This is a genomic window from Cellvibrio sp. ARAG 10.3, from assembly GCF_051846955.1.
In the GTDB taxonomy this organism is placed as follows: domain Bacteria; phylum Pseudomonadota; class Gammaproteobacteria; order Pseudomonadales; family Cellvibrionaceae; genus Cellvibrio.
Genome location: NZ_JBPYCU010000001.1, coordinates 380,122 through 399,729, shown reverse-complemented (window position 1 = coordinate 399,729; position 19,608 = coordinate 380,122). Strand labels below are relative to the sequence as shown.

Sequence of the window (19,608 nt, the reverse complement as noted above, 5' to 3'; positions counted from 1 at the left end):
ATTGGTGAAAAAGGGGCGAGTGATTCGCCCCTTTTTGTTACGCCATCTGACTTGTTAAACCTTACAAGTTACCGAAGCCAATCGCGCCATTGCAATGCAGCCACTCGCTGCCACCGTTGCCGCCGCCACAGGAACCGTTTTGGTAAACGCCGGTGTTGTAGGTTTGCGCTTCCGCTTGACGAACAGAGCCGTTCACACTGATGTAATCCACCTGCACATCGCGGTTACCGCTGTCGTTGGTGAATTCCACCACGCTACCACCAGAGAGGTTGGTTGACGCCGTGTAGTTAGTCATGTTGGTGCTCAACGTCCAGGTTTGCACCGCCGTGTTGTTCACTCTCAGTGTGATGCTCTCCTGGCCGGTTGTGCCGCGTGCGCGTACTACGATGGTTTTGCTACCGCCTGATGGTGCAGAGCTGGAGCTACCGCCGCCACCGCCAGTGCTACCTGAACTCACGGTAATGTCGGAGCTACCGCGGCTTTGATAACCTTCGGTCGCCAATACCATGTAATCGTGCGAGCCCAGATTCAAGCCTCTGCTGGCCCAGAAATTAAAGTGGTTCGCGACGGTAATGGTGCCGGAAATGTTACCGAAACCTTTCTTCGGCGTTCTTACGCTGAAGTATTGATAGAAAGTACTGCTGTTACCTTCGATAGACGGTTGGTTAACACGTTGGCAACGACGCACATTGTATGTTGCGCCATCACTCTGGAAGCTGCCGTAGTCAACACCACCGGAACAGGAGGACGGGTTATACGAGCCGTAACTTTCAATAACGTAGTATTCAATCAATGGGTTTCTGGTCCAGCCATACAGCGCCAGGTAAGAGTTTTGCGAGTTATCGACACCGTAGTAGCCCGAGTAATTTACAACGCGCGGGCCACCGGGATTCCAGCCTTTACCGCCAACCCAGTTGTTGGTGCTGTTGTCCCATTGTGAGGTATAACGTCCGGCGCCTTGCAAGCCAAACGAAGCGTTACCGGAATCTTTCCAGAACGAATAATAGAATCCGTTATGGGTGCCGGTTTGGTTTGACGTTAGGGTTTGCGCGCTAACGGCCGATACACACAGCGCGGCGGCCCAAATCATTGAAGAGATCACGCGTTTACTGGCGATTGTTAATTTCATTATTAGACTCCAGGGGTTAGCCTTTCGACCAATACCGCTCATAGAGGAGGAAGGACTGTGAAGGAATTCTGTTCGTTGCGAACAGGTTTTTTTACCGGAGGAACCATTCAGCCTGCTGTTATTGTTAAACCGAGTTATGGTTACTTCGATCCCCAAATTTATAAAGCTGCCCCTTCATATTGTCAATCGAACAATAACCATATGGTCAAATAAACTATATAAGAATATCTCTATAGCGATAAGTTTTTTAAAACCCGCTGTAACCCGATTGTTTTTCCTGAAGTATTTGATCTAAAAGGCTGCTTTATGCGCAACGCATTTGCAGATAAAAACCGTGTTATAAATGAATAGTGCCGGCAGATTATTTTTCTTTTTTATGGAAAAAACCGCTTTTATTTTTGAACAGAATTCTATCCCCGCCGCATCTTTTACAGAAAAAAATATCCTCGTGTCGATTTTCGCAGTGCACAACCGACTATATAGAAACCCACGACACGAAGGACTTCCATGAAAACCTTATTATCCAAAGACGGCACGGTGTTGGCCTACGATACCTACGGCAGCGGCCCAGCGCTCATTTACATCACGGGTGCAACCTGTTTCCGTTCCTTTATGCCGGTAGTGCAGGATGCGAAGGTATTCAGCCAGGTGTTCACCGTCTATAACTATGACCGCCGGGGGCGCGGAGACAGTGGAGACACCTTACCTTATGCCATTGAACGCGAAGTGGAGGATGTTGCCGCGCTGATTGAGGCCGCAGGTGGTTCGGCGTATTTATATGGGCATTCTTCCGGGGCGGTGTTGGCTCTCGAGGCCGCGTTGCGTTTGGGCGATAAGGTTAAAGGTGTTGCGATCTACGATGCGGCTTATGCCGCTGATGAAGAGGAGCGCGCGGAGTATGAAACCCTGGCTGAACGTGTGTATGCATTATTGCGCGCAGGCAAGAACGCGAAAGCGATCCGGTGTTTCTATAAAGGTATTGGTATGCCGGCTCTGTTTATCATGCTGATGCCCTTGATGCCCGGATGGAAAACCATGAAGGCGCTCGCACCGACGTTAGCTTATGACATTGCACTAACGCGCGACTTGCCGCCCGCTGATCGCCTTGCAGCCATTAAGGTACCGACGCATATCTGGTATGGCGAAAAAAGTCCGGCGAGTATGCACCGTGTGGCAAAACATATTGCGGACGCCTTGCCATCCGCCAGCCTGACCGAATTTGCGGGCCAGGATCATATGGTCAGTGCAAAACGTTTGTTACCGATGTTGGTGACGAGTTTTATGAGAAGTTTCACCTGCACCTGTAGGTCGAATTAGCGTTAGCGTAATCCGACATCCAACTACCTAAAGAAAAATTATTTTGTTCACAAGCATTGTCGGATTACGCTGCGCTAATCCGACCTACGGTTACGGTAAAGCAAAAAAAAAGCGCCTGTTGCCAGGCGCTGCAATGCCAATGTCAGTTTGCTGCTGCGCATTAAAGATGGCGTTCGTTCACCTTTACCGCGACATCAGCGCTATTCATCGGCGGGGTCTTACCCATCTCACATGATTACCCTGGTGGTTCCGTGAAAAAAAGCTGCAATGGATTGCGGGAAATAATTCATTGCAGCTAACACGAGCACACCAAATACCACTTTTTTTGCGGTTATCGTTTTAACCGCAGCAAACCAAGCTTGTAAGGAATTCGCCCATAGGTTGATCCCGTTCCGGCTTCACCCTGGTAGAGGAATTCCAGATTGCACGGATCAATCGTGAGCCGTTCGTCGTAACCGGAGCGCACTAACTCACCGTGGCTGATACCGCGTGACCATTTGCCTTGGGGCCATTCCACGTTGTTCTCGCCTGCAAAAGGATTGGCTTCGGTATCGGCAAGCGGCGTCCAGGGACCATCAAGGCTGGAGGATGTCCAGGAACGGAAATAACGCGGGCCGTAACCGGGCGTGTGATACGCCTCTACCAACAATAAATATTGATTGAAGCCATCAACCTTATACACATTCGCCGCTTCAAACAGGAAGCTGTTGCCATTGCCGCGATGGTCTTCCATCACGATGGAATAGCCGGAGAAGTTGGGGAAATTACCGATGGTGGTTTTGGACATGTACAGCACACCGTCGTCACGCGAGAAATACAGGTAACAATGGGTCGCGTTACAAATTACCCAGAAATCCAGCGCGCCAGCGGGTTCGCCTTGCAATAATTTTTGTTTCGGTGACCAGCTGTTCGGGTTGGTGATATCGGTGGTGGTTGAATAGGCACCACCCCATTGAGTAATTTGATACCAGCGATTGTGCGGGCGGAAGAAAAACACTTGCGGTGCAACCGCATTGCCCATGGCCGTTCCCTGGAAAGGTCTTTGTGTTGCAGAACCGGCCTGATTCCAATCGGCGAAATTCATATAGATAGATCCCCAGCTGCCATCGCCGCCGGTAGACGTATCAAATACCGTGGCGAAGATGTGATACAAACCGTTGTAACGCACGATGCTCGGATCTTTTACCGATGCCCAGTTGGAACGCTGCGGTGAAATCAGCGGCGGTGTCGAGGTCCAGGAGAAACGATTAGGCAAGGCACAGGACGGCGAGCTGGATGAAGAGCTGCTGGAAGAAGAACTGGAGCTGGTGCTACCGCAGTTGCCTGCAGTCACACTGGCACCGGCGACGCTCAGTGAATCGATATTTGGCAAACCTTCTGCAGTCGACGCCGACAACTGCAACACGTTATTGCCCTGGACCAGGTCCACTTGGACAGAAACGGTTTGCCAATTTGCCCAGCCGCCCGTTGCCGGCAAGCTGACGGAATAATTTCCGTTACTGCCGCCATTAATCAACAAGGCACCATTTCTATTGCCGGTACCGCCGTTGGCCATGCGGAAGGTCAAGGTACGCGGACCGCTGCTGGCGGCCTGCACAGCCCACACAATCGCCGCACCTTGCGTGTTGTTGGTGTTGGCAAACCCTGCGCCGGTGAAACCACCATGATCATTATCGACGGTACCATCAACGCGACAGAAACCACTTTGTGATTCCTGCAATACCAATGTGGATGGTGCAACAGAACTGGCAACCGAACTGCTGCTGGAGCTGGTGCTCGGCGCGCTGGAAGAACTCGCCGGTGTTGAGGAGGTTGAGCTGCCACCACACACACTGCCGTTGATCGTTGGGCGCTCGATACTGCCGCCATTGGTTTCACCCTGCACACCGAAAGTCACTGACTGGCCCGGCGCGATGTTGCCGTTCCAGCCCATGCTGGTCGCCGTGTAAGGGTTGGAACCGGAAAAATTTGCGTTCCAGCCGCTCGACATGCGATTGGTGTTGTATTGCCAATTCACACTCCAGTTACTGACCGGTGAATTGGTATCGTTGGTGATGGTAATGCTCGCCACAAAACCCGAGCCCCATTCGTTATCGATAGAATAAGTACAAGCAGCGGACGCGCCATGCGTGAAGGCAGCAAGCGCCGTACTCACACCAATGACACTGCACGCACGCTTGATCGCGCTCGGCAATATCGGGTTGAGGTTGAATAAATACATTGTCAGGTTCTCCTTTCGTTATGTTTTCGCGCCGTTTTCTGAATTGAACACGGCGCTGCTTTTTGCCGGTGAAGTCTTGCTGTTTTTATGTAGGTGTTGATAAGTGATGCGTTACTCCAGGCGGTAGTAATCAAAGTCAACGTAACCACCTGTGGATTGCGTGCCGTAGTTAAACAACGCAAAGCGATAACCCATGAAATGATCCAGGTCATAGGTCATGCGTAGCGTGTTGCCGATGGCGCGCCAGTTGGAACCGTCGAGGCTGAAATAAAACCGTGCCTGATCGGTCTGGTTGCGGAAGTCCATATCGATGCGGAAATACACACGATTTTGATTGAGGCTGATGCGTTCGATCTCCTGCGGGCTACCGGACGTGGTGTCCACCATAATGATGGATTTATTGCCGCCGGATTGCGTCACACCCACATAACCGTAACGCGCTTGCAGGGCACCGAGACCGGCGTAGTCACCATCGCGCATGCCGTTGGTTTCCATCGCCACGCGCGCGGAACTTTGCGGGCCGAAAGTGCGTTGCGTGAGTGTATTGCGCGTGTTGACAAAACTGCTGTCGCGCCGTGTGTTGGTGATGCGCATAAAACCGGGGCGCGCCTGTAACGACCAGCCGCTGTTATCCGGGTTGTGGTTCCATTGCCACTGCAAGGGCAAACGCGTGCTATTGAATTCATCCGCCGTCACCACGCCGGCCAGCCCGTAATTTTCCACCGCAAAACCCAGTTGCTGCGGCACGCGCCCATTCACACCAAACACCGGCCAGCCATTTTCCCAACGCACTGGCACCAGGTAAGGAATACGCCCGACGGCGCCGCTGTCTTTAAATAAAAACGCGTACCAGTCACCGGACGGCGTATCAATTAAATTGCCTTGCGCCACACCTTGGTCCTGCAAGGCAATGCGGCCTTGATAGGGGCCGGTCAAATTATCGGCGCGATAAATTAATTGCGAACGCCCGCTGGTCACTGGCCAACTGATCAGCGAAATGTAATAACGGCCATTGATTTTTTGCAGGTGCGCGCCTTCGGCAGGTACGTAAAAATTTGTGCCGGCAATTGCTGATGCGCGAGGAATAATCGTTTGGTTTATACCGCCGGGCTTGATAGCGGTGGCGTCGGCGGTGAGTTCGATGAGTTTAATGTCGTCAACGCCGTAAACCAGAAACGCGCGCCCGTTTTCAAAGAACAAGGCGGAGTCGTGATACAGGCCATTAAGCACCGAGGTTGTCCAGGAACCGCCTTCGATATTGTTGGTGCGATAAATATAGGTGCGGTTGGTGGTGTAGGAAAAGGTACTTACATAGAAGGTACCGTCCAGGTAGCGAATGCTGCTCGCCCAGGAGCCGTTACCGTAAGCTTCTTGCCCGTTTTCCAGATTCAATTGCGCGTTATTAGCAAGGGTGGAGTAAGCGTAATTTATCAGCGTCCAGTTTTTCAGGTCGGTGGATTTCATCACCGGCACACCGGGACTCATGTGCATGGTGGTGCTGGTCATGTAGTAAGTATTGCCCACGCGAATCACCGAGGGATCGGGTACATCGGCCCAGATAATCGGATTGCTCGCTTCCACTAAATCAACCGGCTCGTCATCGCGTTCACCGCCCACAGAAAAATCATCGGCGTAATAACTGACGCTGGTGCTGGATGATTCAATAATAAAATGTTGGAAGGGCGTTCCACTCTGCGTGTAATTGCCACGTAGCAAAGTCCAGCTGTTGGCGTTGGCCGTTACCCGCGCGATATTGGAATATTCGTTGTAGCTGCTGCTGTCCGCATCATCTTCGCGTTTTGCAGTGAGAATAATTTCTGCTGCTGGCGAACCGGCGGCCAGTTTTACCCACACGGCTACATCATAGGTGTTGCCCTGGGTGAGTGAACCAACGTTGAATGTCAATCCATTCCATGCGGATGTGCGGCCAGTGATTAACGCACTGGCTGAGCCGTTGCGGCGCTCCTGCGTCGAACGCGCCACGCTACCGGCGGTGGTTGCCCAGTTCGTTAAGCCATCTTCCACGCCGCCATTTTCGGCAAAATTATTTGCGGGTGGAGAATAGGACGAGCTGCTCGCGCTGGTCGTTACACTGGAACTGGACAGCGCACTGCTGGATGACACAACAACGGAAGATTGTGCGGAAGAACTGCTGGAAGAAATCGGATTACTACCGCCACACAGCGTGCCACTCAGACTGGGAATTTCCGGCGCGGCGTTACCTTTAGTGCCCTGGAAACCGAACTCGGTTGATTGGCCCGCTGATAAATTGCCATTCCAACTCGCGTTGCTTGCAGCGTAAGGATTTGAACCACTGACCGTGGCATTCCAGCTGTTGGTGATGCGGTTATCGCCCGCATATTGCCAACTGACATTCCAGTTGTTTACAGCGGCGTTAGTGTTGTTAGTGACTTTTACCGAAGCAGTAAAGCCGTTGCCCCATTGGTTGGTGATGGTGTATTCGCACGCGGCTTGTACCGGTAACGCCATCGACGCTGCAGCTGTTGCCAGCATTACGAATTGCGTTGCGCGTTTGCGTAAATAGAGGGTGATGTTCATGGTTGTTGATATCTCCCGGATATATTGCTCGCTAATTCGCACTGATTAGCTGGATGTTATGTTTGGATGAAGTTTCACATTCAGGTTGAAGGCGATCCCCTTATCAGGGGATCGCCGTTTTTCTTATGGATGATTAACGACCGATGTAATTCATCAACCAGGTCATGGCCGGACGGGGCGTGCCGTTTTCCGAAATCAAACCGGAGCCTTCAATCCAGGTTCTGCCGTTGACATAGCCCCAGATGGTGATGCCTCTTACGTGAGGATGGTTCCAGAACACCGGGAAGTGGGCCTGGAAGTTTTGCAGTTGCACTTGATCGTTGTTATCACCGATATCGTATTCGGAAATGTAGATGGGCTTGCCCACCTGATTCCAGATATTGTCGATCGCGGTTTTAACTTGTGCGGCGGTCATACCCTTCAACTCATGCGCTTGCAGGCCGACGGCATCAATATAATTGCCTTGCGCTCTGGCGAGTGTAATAAACTCGTTGTGCTGCCAGCGAATATTGTTGTAGTCGTTCAGGATCAGGATGGAGTTGGGGCAATATTGACGCGCGAGCTGGAACGTCCGTTGAATCCAGTTATTGCCAAAGGCACGTTGTGCATAACCGGCGGGTTGGTGGCCTGGTACTGCTTCGTTCACCACGTCGATCATCGCGGTATCCGGGTAGCGGGTGCAGTAATCGCGAATCCACTGTTCAATTTCAACGGCAACTTCCGGGCCGCTCAAATTGTTAAGCCATGACGGCGACTGCGCACCCCACACAAAGGTGTGAGCTTTTACCGGAATATTATTTTGCCGCGCGTAGGCGTAGATGCGATCAAGCGGTGCCCAGTTGTAAACGTTGCGCGTACCTTCAACAGAACCCCATTTACCTTCGTTTTCCGGGGTAATCTGATTCCAGTAACGGGTGAAGTCTGATCTCACTGCACCGGAGGTGGTGATGTTACCGACGAACTTACCGGTGTTGCCTACACTGCTGGAAGAGCTTGAAGAAGAACTGGACGTGGGACGATCACCCGCCACTACAAAATCATCGGCGTAGTAACTGACGGTGGTATTGTCGGACTCAATAATAAAATGTTGGAAAGGTGTACCCGATTGCGTGTAGTAACCTTCCAGCAGGGTCCAGTTGTTAGCCGACACTTCCGCCATGGCAACACGGGTATATTCGTTATAGGTGGACGTGTCTGAATCGTCCTGACGTTTGGCTGTCAGCATCACAACTGCGTCCGGTGAACCCGCAGCCAGCCTGACCCAAACACCCACGTTATATTCACTGCCGTTGTTTAAGGCACCCGCATTAAACGTCAAACCATTCCACGCGGCTGTGCGACCGGTGATGTATGCACTGGCTGCGCCGGTGCGGCTCACGGAAGTAGTACGGGTGACCGTACCGGCCGTAGTGCCCCAGTTGGTCAAGCCACTTTCCACTCCACCGTTTTGCGCAAAATTATTGCTCGGCGAAGAATAGCTGGATGATGAACTACTGACCGGTGGTGTGCTGCTGGAAGACGACGAGGGTGTAGAAGAGGGCGCAGAACTGGAACTCACGCTGCCACCACAAAGTGCGCCGGTCACAGCAGGTACCTGCGCCGCTGCGCCGCCTTTGGTGCCCTGGAAACCAAACTCGGCAGATTGGCCCGGTTGTAAGCTGCCGTTCCAACTCGCGTTACTTGCACTATAAGGATTGCTGCCACTGACATTGGCATTCCAACTGTTCGTCACGCGGTTATCGCCGGAATATTGCCAACTGACATTCCAGCTGTTTACCGCCGCGTTGGTGTTGTTGGTGACTTTGACGGATGCAGTAAAGCCATTGCCCCACTGATTCGTTACCGTGTATTGGCAAGCTGCATGAGCGGTGCTGGTCAAGGCCGTCGCCGCAAGTGTCAGCATCACACACTGCACTGGCCGTTTGAGTAATGCCGGGCAAGACATTGTTTTTATCGATCTATACATGATGTATTCCTCAAAATAACTACTGATGAAAGTCAGTAATCGGATACAGATATATTCACAAGCATTTGTGAATACGACGGTTGCAGAATAACTTGCACAGGCAGCCTGCCAGGCAGCAGTCGCCAGTGAAGTTTTCAGCGTTCAGATCGATGCAGGTATATGCCTGCGCAGCAGTACTGCGCAGGTCGATTATTTTTAGGTGTTGCTACTGCCAGTGATGGAAACCTTTTCCATCGGGTATCACTTTAACGATTCAAATAATTCATCAACCAGGTCATGGCCGGGCGCGGTGTGCCATTTTCCTGGATCAAACCACTCCCGTTCACCCAGGTGCGGCCCACCACATAACCCCACAGCGTGATGCCTTTTACCGACGGGTGGTTGTAGAACAACGGGAATTGCGTCTGCATGATTTGCAGTTGTTGTTGATCATTGGTGCGCGCGACATCGTACTCGGAGATATAAATCGGCAAGCCCAGTGCAGCCACCTGATTCAGCTTGCTACTCACATCATTAAACGACCAGTCTTCCAGACCGTGAGCCTGTAATCCCAGGGCATCCACCACACCCGCTTCCACCGCCGGGCGAGCCATGGCGATAAACTCGTTGGTGTTCCAACTCAACACGTTGTAGTCGTTGAGGATCAGAATGGAATTGGGGCAGTACTGCCGCGCAATCTGGAATACGCGAATGATCCAGTTGTTACCGTAAGCGCGTTGTGCGTAAGTCGCTGGCGCATGGCCGGGTGTAGCTTCGTTCACTACGTCGATCATTGCCGTGTCGGGGTAACGCGCGCAGTAATCGCGAATCCATTCTTCAATTTCCGCGGCAACTTCCGGGCCGCTTAAATTGTTGAGCCAAGTGGGTGATTGATTACCCCACACAAAGGTGTGTGCCTTAACCGGGATATTATTCGCGCGCGCATAATTATAAATGCGGTCGAGTGGTGCCCAGTTATACACATCGCGGGTGCCTTCAATGGAACCCCACTTGCCTTCGTTTTCCGGCGTGATTTGATCCCAATATTGGATAAAGTCGGAACGCACATTGCCGGAGGTGGTGATATTGCCAACAAAGAATTCATGATCCCCGCCACCTTGTTCTACTTCACCACCAATAGAGAAATCATCCGCATAAAAACTGATGGTTTCGTTTTCTGATTCGATGATGAAATGCTGGAAGGGTGTGCCGGATTGCGTGTAGTAACCTTGCAGCAAGGTCCAGCCGTTAGCCGAGGCGGTAGCCATCGCCACTTGCGAATATTCGTTATAGGTTGACGTGTCCGCATCGTCCTGACGCTTGGCCGTTAACATCACCACCGAATCCGGTGAACCGGCGGCGAGCCTGACCCATACCGCTACGTCATATTCGTTACCGTTCGTTAGCGCGCCGACATTAAAGGTCAGGCCATTCCACGCGGCGGTACGACCGGTGATGTAGGCACTGGCGGAACCGCTGCGACGTTGTGAGGTATTGCGGCTTGCAGTACCGGCGGTTGACCCCCAGTTGCTGAAGCCACTTTCCACACCGCCGTTTTGCGCAAAATTATTGGCCGGCACTTCGTAACCAACGGAGGACGAAACGCTTGACGATGGTGCGCTTGAAGCAGGTGCACTGGATGACGGCGCGCTCGATGCGACGCTGCTGGACGATACCGGCGGTGTGCTGCCCCGATTTGCGCAGAATCCAATGGACGAATGACTTTGTCCCGGTTGCAACACGCTATTCCACGCAACACCAGAAACATTTAACGTTGAGCCGCTTTGACTCCATTCGCCATTCCACAAGCTGCTCACAGTACCCTCAACCGTAATACCCAGATTCCAGGTCACGGCTGAACCGCTGCTGTTGGTCACGGTGAGCGACGCACAATAACCACCGCCCCAGTCGTTGGTAATCTGTATCGAACCGGACACATTTCCGCCGGTGGGCGTTGAGCTGGCCGCGCTGCTCGCAACGCTCGAATTCACCGCACTGGAGCTGGGGCTTGAACTGACTGAGCTTACATTGCTTGAAGAGCTGCTTGATGAATTGTTGTTTGCACTGATGGTGCCGGCGCTCGCGGTAAGCGTCACCGCATCCAGGCGCGTGCCGTCTTCGCGGCGCAAAATTCTCAGCACATGATTGCCCGCCGCCAGATTTTCAAAATTCGCGACGGACACGTTTTGCCAACCGCTGGTAGCGGTATTGTTTTGCGTGGTCCAGGCGCCGTTATCCAGTTTGTAATAGAACGAATCGTCATCGGCGTTTAACATCGCTGCGCGAATCTGGAATTGCACACTGGCGGATTGCGACAGCGTAAACGGAATCTGGATCTGACCACTTTCGTTGTCAGCGGGCGTGCCCAGCAATTGATTATTGTTGTTGGGCCATTCGATGTACTGACCACCGGACGCGGCGCTGTCGGATTGCACCAGGAACGGGCTGAAACTGCTTTGATTACGCAGAGATTCCAGCTCAACGGTTAATTGCCCGCTGCCGCCGGTGGTGCCGGTAAACTGATACCAATTCAAATTGTGTCCGGCAGTTGAACGCAGATACACATCGTGCACGCCGGTGACGCGGCTGAAAGAAACGGATTGCGTCTGCCAGGTTTGCCAGCCGCCGGTGTTTTGCACTTGCAGGGTAGCAATAGGCGCGTTATTGATACTGCCCAGACGAATTTCCAGACCGGAGTTAATCGCCGCAGCCACACGCGCATTCATGCCCGTTGCACCCGCACCGAAATCCACGCCAGAAATTTTTACCCAATCGCCGGAGCCCATCATCAGGTTCATGGTGCCTTCGCTGGCGCGCTCGGTTTCAATGCCGTTTTCGTTATCAAACATCTCCGCCTGGTTGATGTTAAATGCATTCACATTTTTTAATTGCGGAACGCCTACACGCCCGGCATTGACGCGCTGCATGGTGCCATCGGCGTTGTAGTACAAACGGTCCACGTTGATGGAACGCGAGAAGGTGCTGTGGCCCACTGCATTCGCCACCGCGCGATTGTGGTAAAAGATGTACCACTGATCCTTGTATTGAATGATCGACTGGTGATTATTGTTGCTGTTATTTTCCCAGGGCTGACCCAACACGGTGCCGCGACGGGTAAAACCGGACGTGGGATTATTGCTGGTCATGTAGTCAATGGTTAATCCGCCGGCAGTGTCGGTGGAATAACTCAAATAGTAGGTGCCGTTTCTTTTGTGCATGTACAGCGCTTCAAAGAAATTTGGCACATCTAACGTGATTGCCGAACCGCTGGTGCTAATCATGTCGTTATTCAAACGAATCACCCGCGCGTTACCCGGACCGCCACCGCCGAAATACAAATAAGCCTGGCCGTTATCATCGATAAACACACCCGGATCAAACAACCAGGTCACGTTGGCGTTGGGTGTGCTTCTGCTCACTAACGGACGCCCGAGTGGATCGGTGTAAGGGCCTTCAGGACGATCCGCGACGGCAACACCAATTGAACCGGCGCCGTCAGGAAAATATAAATAGTAGCGACCGTTGCGTTCGATAAAATCCGGCGCATACGCCAGATTCGCCCAAGAGGTATTGGTGCGCGAGTTCCAGATGATGCCGTGATCCTGCCAGTTGACCATGTCGTCGGAGGAAAACAGATAGTAATCAATCAGCCCGCCGTAATCCGCCTGGTTATCCTGATCGTGGGTGACCACGACGTAAACGCGATCATTAAATACCCGCGCCGCCGGGTCAGCGGTGTACACGTGAGACACGATGGGATTGTCGGCGTGAACTATTGATGCCGTTAACAACATCAAGCCGGCCAGCACGCGCAAGCCAACCTGTGTTGACGATATTACTCGATGGCAGAAGGATTTTTTTTCAGTCAGGTTGTTATTCATAGTGATTATCCTGTTGTAAAAAAATGAGGTTAACGCGACGCACAAAAGCCGACGGACGACTCGGTCTGGCCCGGTTGCAACTGGCTGTTCCAACCCACACCGGCCACCGTGAGTGTCGAACCGCTTTGGCTCCAGCTGCCGTTCCACAAATTGTTCACCGTGCCCTCGACCGTCACGCTGACATTCCAGGTCACCGGCGCACCCGTGCTGTTATTGACGAGCAGGTTTGCGCAGTAACCGCTGCCCCAATCGTTGCTGATTTCAACACTCGCCGTGACACCGCCGTTAGCGCTGCTGGCACTGGAGGAAGGCTGTGAGGAGGCTTGCGAGGAAACCGCTACCGATGAGCGGGACGATGCGGTACTGCTGACACTGGATGAACTGCCGCTACCCGGTTCACTGACGAAGGTGGCGACGCTTTGCGGATCGACCCACACCGATGCGCTGTTACCGGCAACGCTGGTGCGGCCACCGTAGCCGAGGTTCAATGACGCAGAGGTGCTGTATTTAACAAACTGCCCGACATTCACATTCTGTAAATTCAGGTTCAGATTACGGTGGGAGGTGGTGGTATTAACCGCGATCACCACTACGCGATTGTCCGGGCCTTTATAAGCCGTAACAAAAACCCCCGTGAGCGGTTGTTCCGTAGCGGCAATGCGCACATACCCGGGCCGCACAAACTTCGAGTACTGCGCCATCAGATAACCGCGCTTGCTGATGGCACCGTCTTCCGTCAACAGGCCATAACTGCGGCGGATATACCACCAGATATACGCATTAAAGTTGGCCACCATGCTCTGGTGCAATTCAGTACCCACGTCCAGTGCCAGGGGCCAGGCGTTAGCGGAATTCTGGCTTTCGGTGTAGTGCTCCGTCATCCAGAGCTCCTTGCCCTTGCTGCGCGCCAGTGGATAATCACGCGGCGCGCGGCCATACAAATGGCCACCGATAATATCCACGTGTTGCGCGGTGTTAGCATTGTTCAGCATGGGATCAGAGAGCGCCGGATTAAAGTTAAGCGACTCAGGCGCCACCACTTTCAAAGCACCAAAACGCGAACCCTGGCTCAACAAATAATTTACAAAATCCGTCGCGCTCCATTCGGCGGATTCGTAATTGGGATGCCAATCCGGTTCGTTCTGGAGCGACAACGCATAGATCGAAGCGTTATTCGAGGCCATAAAGTTGGTGAAGCTCAACAGATGGTCCGTGTAAGCCCCGTAATATTCCGGCCGCAGTTTGCCGCCGTTATTCAGGTTGTTATTGGTTTTCATGTAGGCCGGCGGCGACCAGGGCGAGGCCAGCAGAATCGCGCCGTGGGATTTTGCGCGCACGGCTGCGGGCACCTGAATACCCCAGTTATTGGAGTTGGGATCAATGCGCATCCGCATGATCGACAGGCCCAGTTGCCCGTCGCCGTTACCAAAGGCGGTGTCCACCTGGGCGGAGGTCAGGTCGGCAATCCAACCGGGGGCGTTCATACCACCGAAGCCACGAATAGTTTGATGTTCCGTTGCCCCATTAACGGTGACGTTTTGCGCCACTGCCGCGCCGGATGTCAGGCTCAGACTAATCAGGATGGTGGTGAAAAATTTGCGTAAACGCGTTGGTGCATTGCCAGTTTTTGTAATAAAGATGTCTCTCTTGCTCTCCATATCAAACTCCCGTTGTTTATTCATTATTGGAATAGGGTGCGGTTATCGCTCAGCCTGGTTACTGGCCGATACCGCTGCGGGAGATTAAGGAAGCACAAGCAGAAGAGATTGAAGTTTTGAAAGATTTTTTAGCAGATGCAAAAAATTTCACTAATTGTGCAATTTGTTAAATGAATATTGTGCCAGCTTTCAATAAAGTGTGCGCTGTTTATCAAACACGCATTAACTACCGATGTGGCTACTCACAATCTTCTTTAAGCGGGTGCAAGGTTTTAAATGTTTTTGGTGTGCAGCCGTATTCGATTTTAAATAGCTTATTGAAATAAGAGGCATTGTTGTAACCCACCAGATACGCGATTTCCGACACATTCGCTTCTTCCTTTTCGGATAACAAACGCGCCGCTTCTGTCAGGCGCAATTTGTTCAGATACGCCGTAAAGGTCATCCCCAATTCCTCTTTGAGGATTTCGTTCACCTTGGTGCGGTTAAGCCCCAGTGCAAGCGTCACCGATTCCAGACTTAAATCCGGATTGGCGTACTCGGTCGCAATCAAGCGCAGCACAGCACTTTTCTCTTTGTCTTTTTGTGGCTCAATCGACAATTTTTTATAGGCAATTAACGGCTGGTCCAGGCGGATTTTTTCTTTCAGCCCAGCGGTTAACATGGTGATGTACTGACGAAACAGCCAGAAGAAAAATAATACCCAGATCAACACGCACAACAAAGCCGCGAGATAAAGATACTGCTCCGCCCGGCCTTCCAGTTTTACATCGGTTAGGCGCACATGGGAGCGTGTGTTCACCGGGCTTTGCAATGAATTCACAAACGCGATGCCCATGGTTTTATCCAGTCGGTACCCGGTATCGCTGAATTCATAACCATAGCGATCCAGCCACCAGTGCGGCGTATCCAGCTCGTCAAAACCGATCGTCAAGGTCGTCCACTGGTTATCGCAGGAAAACGCTGTAGAGGATACGCGCCGCGTGACCGGCCTGATCGGGTCAGTCACCCGGTCGTCGTAACTGAACAGCACAAACAGCAGCACATTTTTGGGATCACACAAAATCCGGAAAGACACATGGCTATAACGGGTGAGGTCAACCAGTTTGTAAGGTTGCGCAGAATCGATGAAATAAAACGAGTAATGCGTGTAGGGAAAGGTGCCTTTAGGGTCGAGGAAAAATTCGTAATCGATGGTGCCCACTTCGCTCTTGACGGTCAGCCGTGTTTCATCCACCGGCGCTGACGGTTCGATGGCTGGCGCCCACACCAGTTGCCCGTCGCGTTTGGGAAATAACGAGGTGCTGAGTTTTGATTTCACCATGCCCGCACACAGGATGAGCGCTGTCACCAACAGCAACACCACACCGGCTATGGCCGCGTTTCGATAAAACTTCAGCATGTTTTATGCGCGGATTGGGTAAACAAGGATTAATCGGTTGATCGACCGCATCAGCTCAGCTCCCGGTATTCATTAGAATTATTGGTGTAGGAGATCTTGTTCCATGCGAAACACTCTCGGCGCGAAGATGCTCCTGGCGCCACGCAAGAATATTTATCGCCTGACTCGACGTGCCTTATCTTGTCATACAATCTGATGTACCAGCAACCGTGACACAGAAATGATTGTCACAAACAGCGTGAGAGGTCTTCTGCATTCTGGCAAGGTAATTTTCATGCGATGCTCGTCATCAAAAAAAAGCCCCTGTCGCTCGGCAGGGGCAAGGCGGACACTGGAGAGCTCCGGTAAAACTTAAAACGAGGCGCGCACACCCAGCGTGACAAACATGCCGGGGTCGTAGTAACTAAACGTCGCCGAGTCGTAGTGGAAGGTCTGGCGGATCGGTTCGCTGGTGAGGTTGGTGATATTCAAACTGACCTGCGGCGCGCCCGCGATTCCGTCGAAGTCATAACTGGCTGACAGATCCAGCTGACCGCGCGCATCGGTTTTTAACTGTGCGTAGGGAATGCCGTTCTGGTTGGGCCCGGATGCCCATTGCTCATCATTCCACACATAGGTTAAGCGGATGGCCGCGCCGTAATTTTCCCAGTAGGCCGTAAAGTTGTAGGTTTCCGGCGATACCCCAATGGCCTGTGCCGGTGCGCCCTGGCCTTCGCTGCGTTGATGGATATGGGTGTAGTTGGCGTTGATACCCAGGCCGTCCAGAATCATGTCCAGCGGTTGTACCCAGGTCACCTCTGCGCCTTCAATCTCCAGATTGCCATCCGCGTTCACTTGTTGGGTAACCGTCACCTGGGCCACATCCGGTCCACCGCGGCTCATGATCGCGGCCTGTGCCGTGGGGGATAAGGAATCAAACGGAATCATGAAGGGATTACCAATCGCCACCGGCAATTGCGCAAAGGGAATGGTGGTATTTTGATTGACGGTAAAACCGGTCAACTGTTTTCCGAATAACGTCAAACCAATATAGCCTTCGTTACCGGTATACCATTCACCCCCGATATCCAGATTGGTGGACAGGTAGGGTTGCAGATCCGGATTGCCTTGCGAGGCATTTTGCGCGGAGGGATCGCTAAAATTGGTGGCCGGCAACATCGCACTGGGGTTGGGACGCGTCATGGTTCGGGAGGCGGAAAAGCGCAATACCACATCCTCCGCCGCATCAAAACTGACATTCAGTGACGGCAAAAAATAATTGTAGTTGGATGACACGCCGCTATAAAAACGTTGCGCTGCCACTGGCGGATTGGCCGTGGGTTGCGCGGCGATGGACACCGGGCCTTCAATCAACTGATCGGTTTCCACATAACGGCCACCGAGGTTGATCCGCATTGCGCGCCCGGCGACATCCGTGGTTGCATTGAATTCGAGGTAAGCCCCCACCGTGTCTTCATCCACAATGCCGGTTGACGCACCCGTTGCCGAACCGCCACCTTCGGGCGCGTTTCGGGCGAGGTTGTAGTAATCCGTGGCCGCAAAGAAACGGTGGAAATCCACGCTGATAAAACCGGCTGGACCGGGGATTAAATAGGACGCCAGTTCCGATTGCGGTACGGCAGAATTCGGGCTTAATCCATCGCAGGGTGCGCGATTCGTGGTGGGCGAATCACCGTTCTCATCCAGTCCATTGCGACACACCACGTCTTCCCACCGGCCGCTGTTGTCGTAGCCGCGAATCGCGCGGCGAATGGTGTCTTGGGCTACACCCACCTTGATGTTGTTGTCGTCATCGCCAAACCGATAATCCACATGGATACCATCAGTTTCAGTATCGCGCTCTTCCAGCGAAATATTTACGCGTCCACCGCCGGTCCATGTCCACCCGGCATTGGGGTCATTCAGATCCACCGCCGAGGTGTAGCGGGGCACTTCACCGTTCACGAAATCGACTTGCCCAATGGGTGTATTCACCAGCACGGTGGGTTGCGAACGCTTCCAATCGCTGCGGCTTGAATTTAATTGCACATCCAGGGCGTGTGCATCGCCAAATTCAAAATGCGCACCGGGATTGATGTTGTAGAAATCCAGATCTTCGGTGTAGGGCCGTGCTTCGAGCATGAACTGCGCACCACCAAAGGTGGCCGACTGCACGACGTTGTTCGCATCCAGCACCATGTCGGTCGGTATGGCCGTGCCGTTACGGCCGATAAACGCCAGCGCCAGGCGATCAAAGTCGCGGGTCTGATTGGTGGCGATAACGTCCAGATAAAATTGCATGGCGTCGCTCGGGCGGTACTCAAACGACACGAGTCCGCTCACGCGATCCTGATCACCATCCATGTAGGCAGTGCGACCCAAACGCGGAATCAGCGCTTCGGAAATCTGCGTGATATCGAGCCCCGGATTTTGCGCCAGTAAAAAGCTTTGATCGATGATCGTGCCCGCCACCAAACCCGCGCCGGCATTCGCCGGCACTACGCCATAACCAAAATTGGGATCATTCGCGTCCTGAATCAGTCCCGCCACATTCCAGTTGTTGCCGCCCGAGGGATTGCACCCGCCAGTGGTCGCCTGGGTTTGGCCTGCACCTGGCGTGGTGCCGCAAATTCGGTGCGAGGTATTGAGGTTGGTCCAGCCGATAGTTTCAAACCCTTCCGTGGTTAATTGTTTATTAAAAACGGAAATACCACCCAACACACCAAAGGTATCATTCGTCCAACTTCCCAGGGCCGACAATTTTGGACTGATCTCATCATTGATATCGGTGTAAACACCCTGGGCGTTTACTACTGAGTGGAAGCCTTGCTCACTGTTATCAAACGGACGCGCGTTACGAATATTGACCACACCCGCCGCACCACCTTCCAGCATGCTGGCCGTCGGCGTTTTTTGTACATCGAAGCGCGTAAAAAGCTCGGTAGGAAACAGATCCAGATCGATCTCGCGATTCTGGTTTTGTGAATCAACACTGCCGGCAGAAGCAACAGCGATTTGTGCGTTGTTGAGCGTTACCTTGGTGAAACTCGTGCCCAGGCCGCGAATGGACACGTTGGTGCCATCACCAAAGACGTTGCGATTGATCTGGATGCCGGGCATGCGGTTGATCGCTTCAGCGATATTGGAATCGGCAAATTTACCGATGTCTTCTGCGAACACCGATTCCACTAACGCCGTTGAGGCGCGCTTGGCATTGGTCGCGTTCTGCAAACTGCCCTTGTAGCCCGTCACCACCAATTCTTCAATCTGGTCCTGCGCAATAGCCCCCGATGATGCCACCGCAAGGCTGAGTAAGCTGAGCGTGAATAGCGGAGAAAGACGTGTTGAGTTCATAGAAAAATCCCTTACTGGTTGATTATTGTTGGGCTGTTGCATGCTCCTAGTGGAGGATGTAAAGCCGTTGTTCAGGATCGTCATGCACACTTGCGTACTTGTATACAGGTGTGTCGCTCAATCCTATTCCTTGTCTGTTTATAGATCAATATATTGTCTGATT

The 19,608-nt window shown here is 52.7% G+C and carries 8 protein-coding genes and 1 pseudogene; 1 reads left to right on the top strand and 8 read right to left on the bottom strand.

What is annotated here, in order from left to right:
• Window positions 1-67: 67 nt before the first annotated feature.
• Window positions 68-1,129: pseudogene (locus ACSV5M_RS01600) on the bottom strand (glycoside hydrolase family 11 protein); the annotation flags it as partial.
• A 507-nt stretch (window positions 1,130-1,636) separates the two neighbouring features.
• On the opposite strand from ACSV5M_RS01600, the gene ACSV5M_RS01595 reads away from it, so the two are divergent.
• Window positions 1,637-2,446 carry an alpha/beta fold hydrolase gene (locus ACSV5M_RS01595; RefSeq protein ID WP_439173701.1) on the top strand — a complete coding sequence of 270 codons (810 nt, stop codon included), beginning with the start codon at window positions 1,637-1,639 and terminating at the stop codon, window positions 2,444-2,446.
• 331 nt (window positions 2,447-2,777) lie between these two features.
• On the opposite strand, the gene ACSV5M_RS01590 is transcribed toward ACSV5M_RS01595, so the two are convergent.
• The 7 genes from ACSV5M_RS01590 to ACSV5M_RS01560 all read right to left on the bottom strand — a co-directional run bounded on the left by ACSV5M_RS01590 (window position 2,778) and on the right by ACSV5M_RS01560 (window position 19,445).
• Window positions 2,778-4,667: a non-reducing end alpha-L-arabinofuranosidase family hydrolase gene (locus ACSV5M_RS01590; RefSeq protein ID WP_439173700.1), complete on the bottom strand. Its 1,890-nt coding sequence runs from the start codon at window positions 4,665-4,667 to the stop codon at window positions 2,778-2,780.
• A 111-nt stretch (window positions 4,668-4,778) separates the two neighbouring features.
• A complete protein-coding gene (locus ACSV5M_RS01585; RefSeq protein ID WP_439173698.1) occupies window positions 4,779-7,226 on the bottom strand; it encodes a family 43 glycosylhydrolase in 2,448 nt (815 codons plus the stop codon).
• 133 nt (window positions 7,227-7,359) lie between these two features.
• A complete protein-coding gene (locus ACSV5M_RS01580) occupies window positions 7,360-9,192 on the bottom strand; it encodes an endo-1,4-beta-xylanase (RefSeq protein ID WP_439173697.1) in 1,833 nt (610 codons plus the stop codon).
• Window positions 9,193-9,437: 245 nt separating this feature from the next.
• A complete protein-coding gene (locus ACSV5M_RS01575; RefSeq protein ID WP_439173696.1) occupies window positions 9,438-13,052 on the bottom strand; it encodes an endo-1,4-beta-xylanase in 3,615 nt (1,204 codons plus the stop codon).
• A gap of 29 nt (window positions 13,053-13,081) precedes the next feature.
• Window positions 13,082-14,710, bottom strand: coding sequence for a cellulose binding domain-containing protein (locus tag ACSV5M_RS01570; protein ID WP_439173695.1), 1,629 nt, complete (start codon window positions 14,708-14,710; stop codon window positions 13,082-13,084).
• Between the two features lie 238 nt (window positions 14,711-14,948).
• The gene (locus ACSV5M_RS01565) at window positions 14,949-16,112 is read right to left on the bottom strand and encodes a helix-turn-helix domain-containing protein (RefSeq protein ID WP_439173694.1); all 1,164 of its coding nucleotides are present in this window, start codon (window positions 16,110-16,112) and stop codon (window positions 14,949-14,951) included.
• A 351-nt stretch (window positions 16,113-16,463) separates the two neighbouring features.
• A complete protein-coding gene (locus ACSV5M_RS01560) occupies window positions 16,464-19,445 on the bottom strand; it encodes a TonB-dependent receptor (RefSeq protein ID WP_439173692.1) in 2,982 nt (993 codons plus the stop codon).
• Window positions 19,446-19,608: the final 163 nt, after the last annotated feature.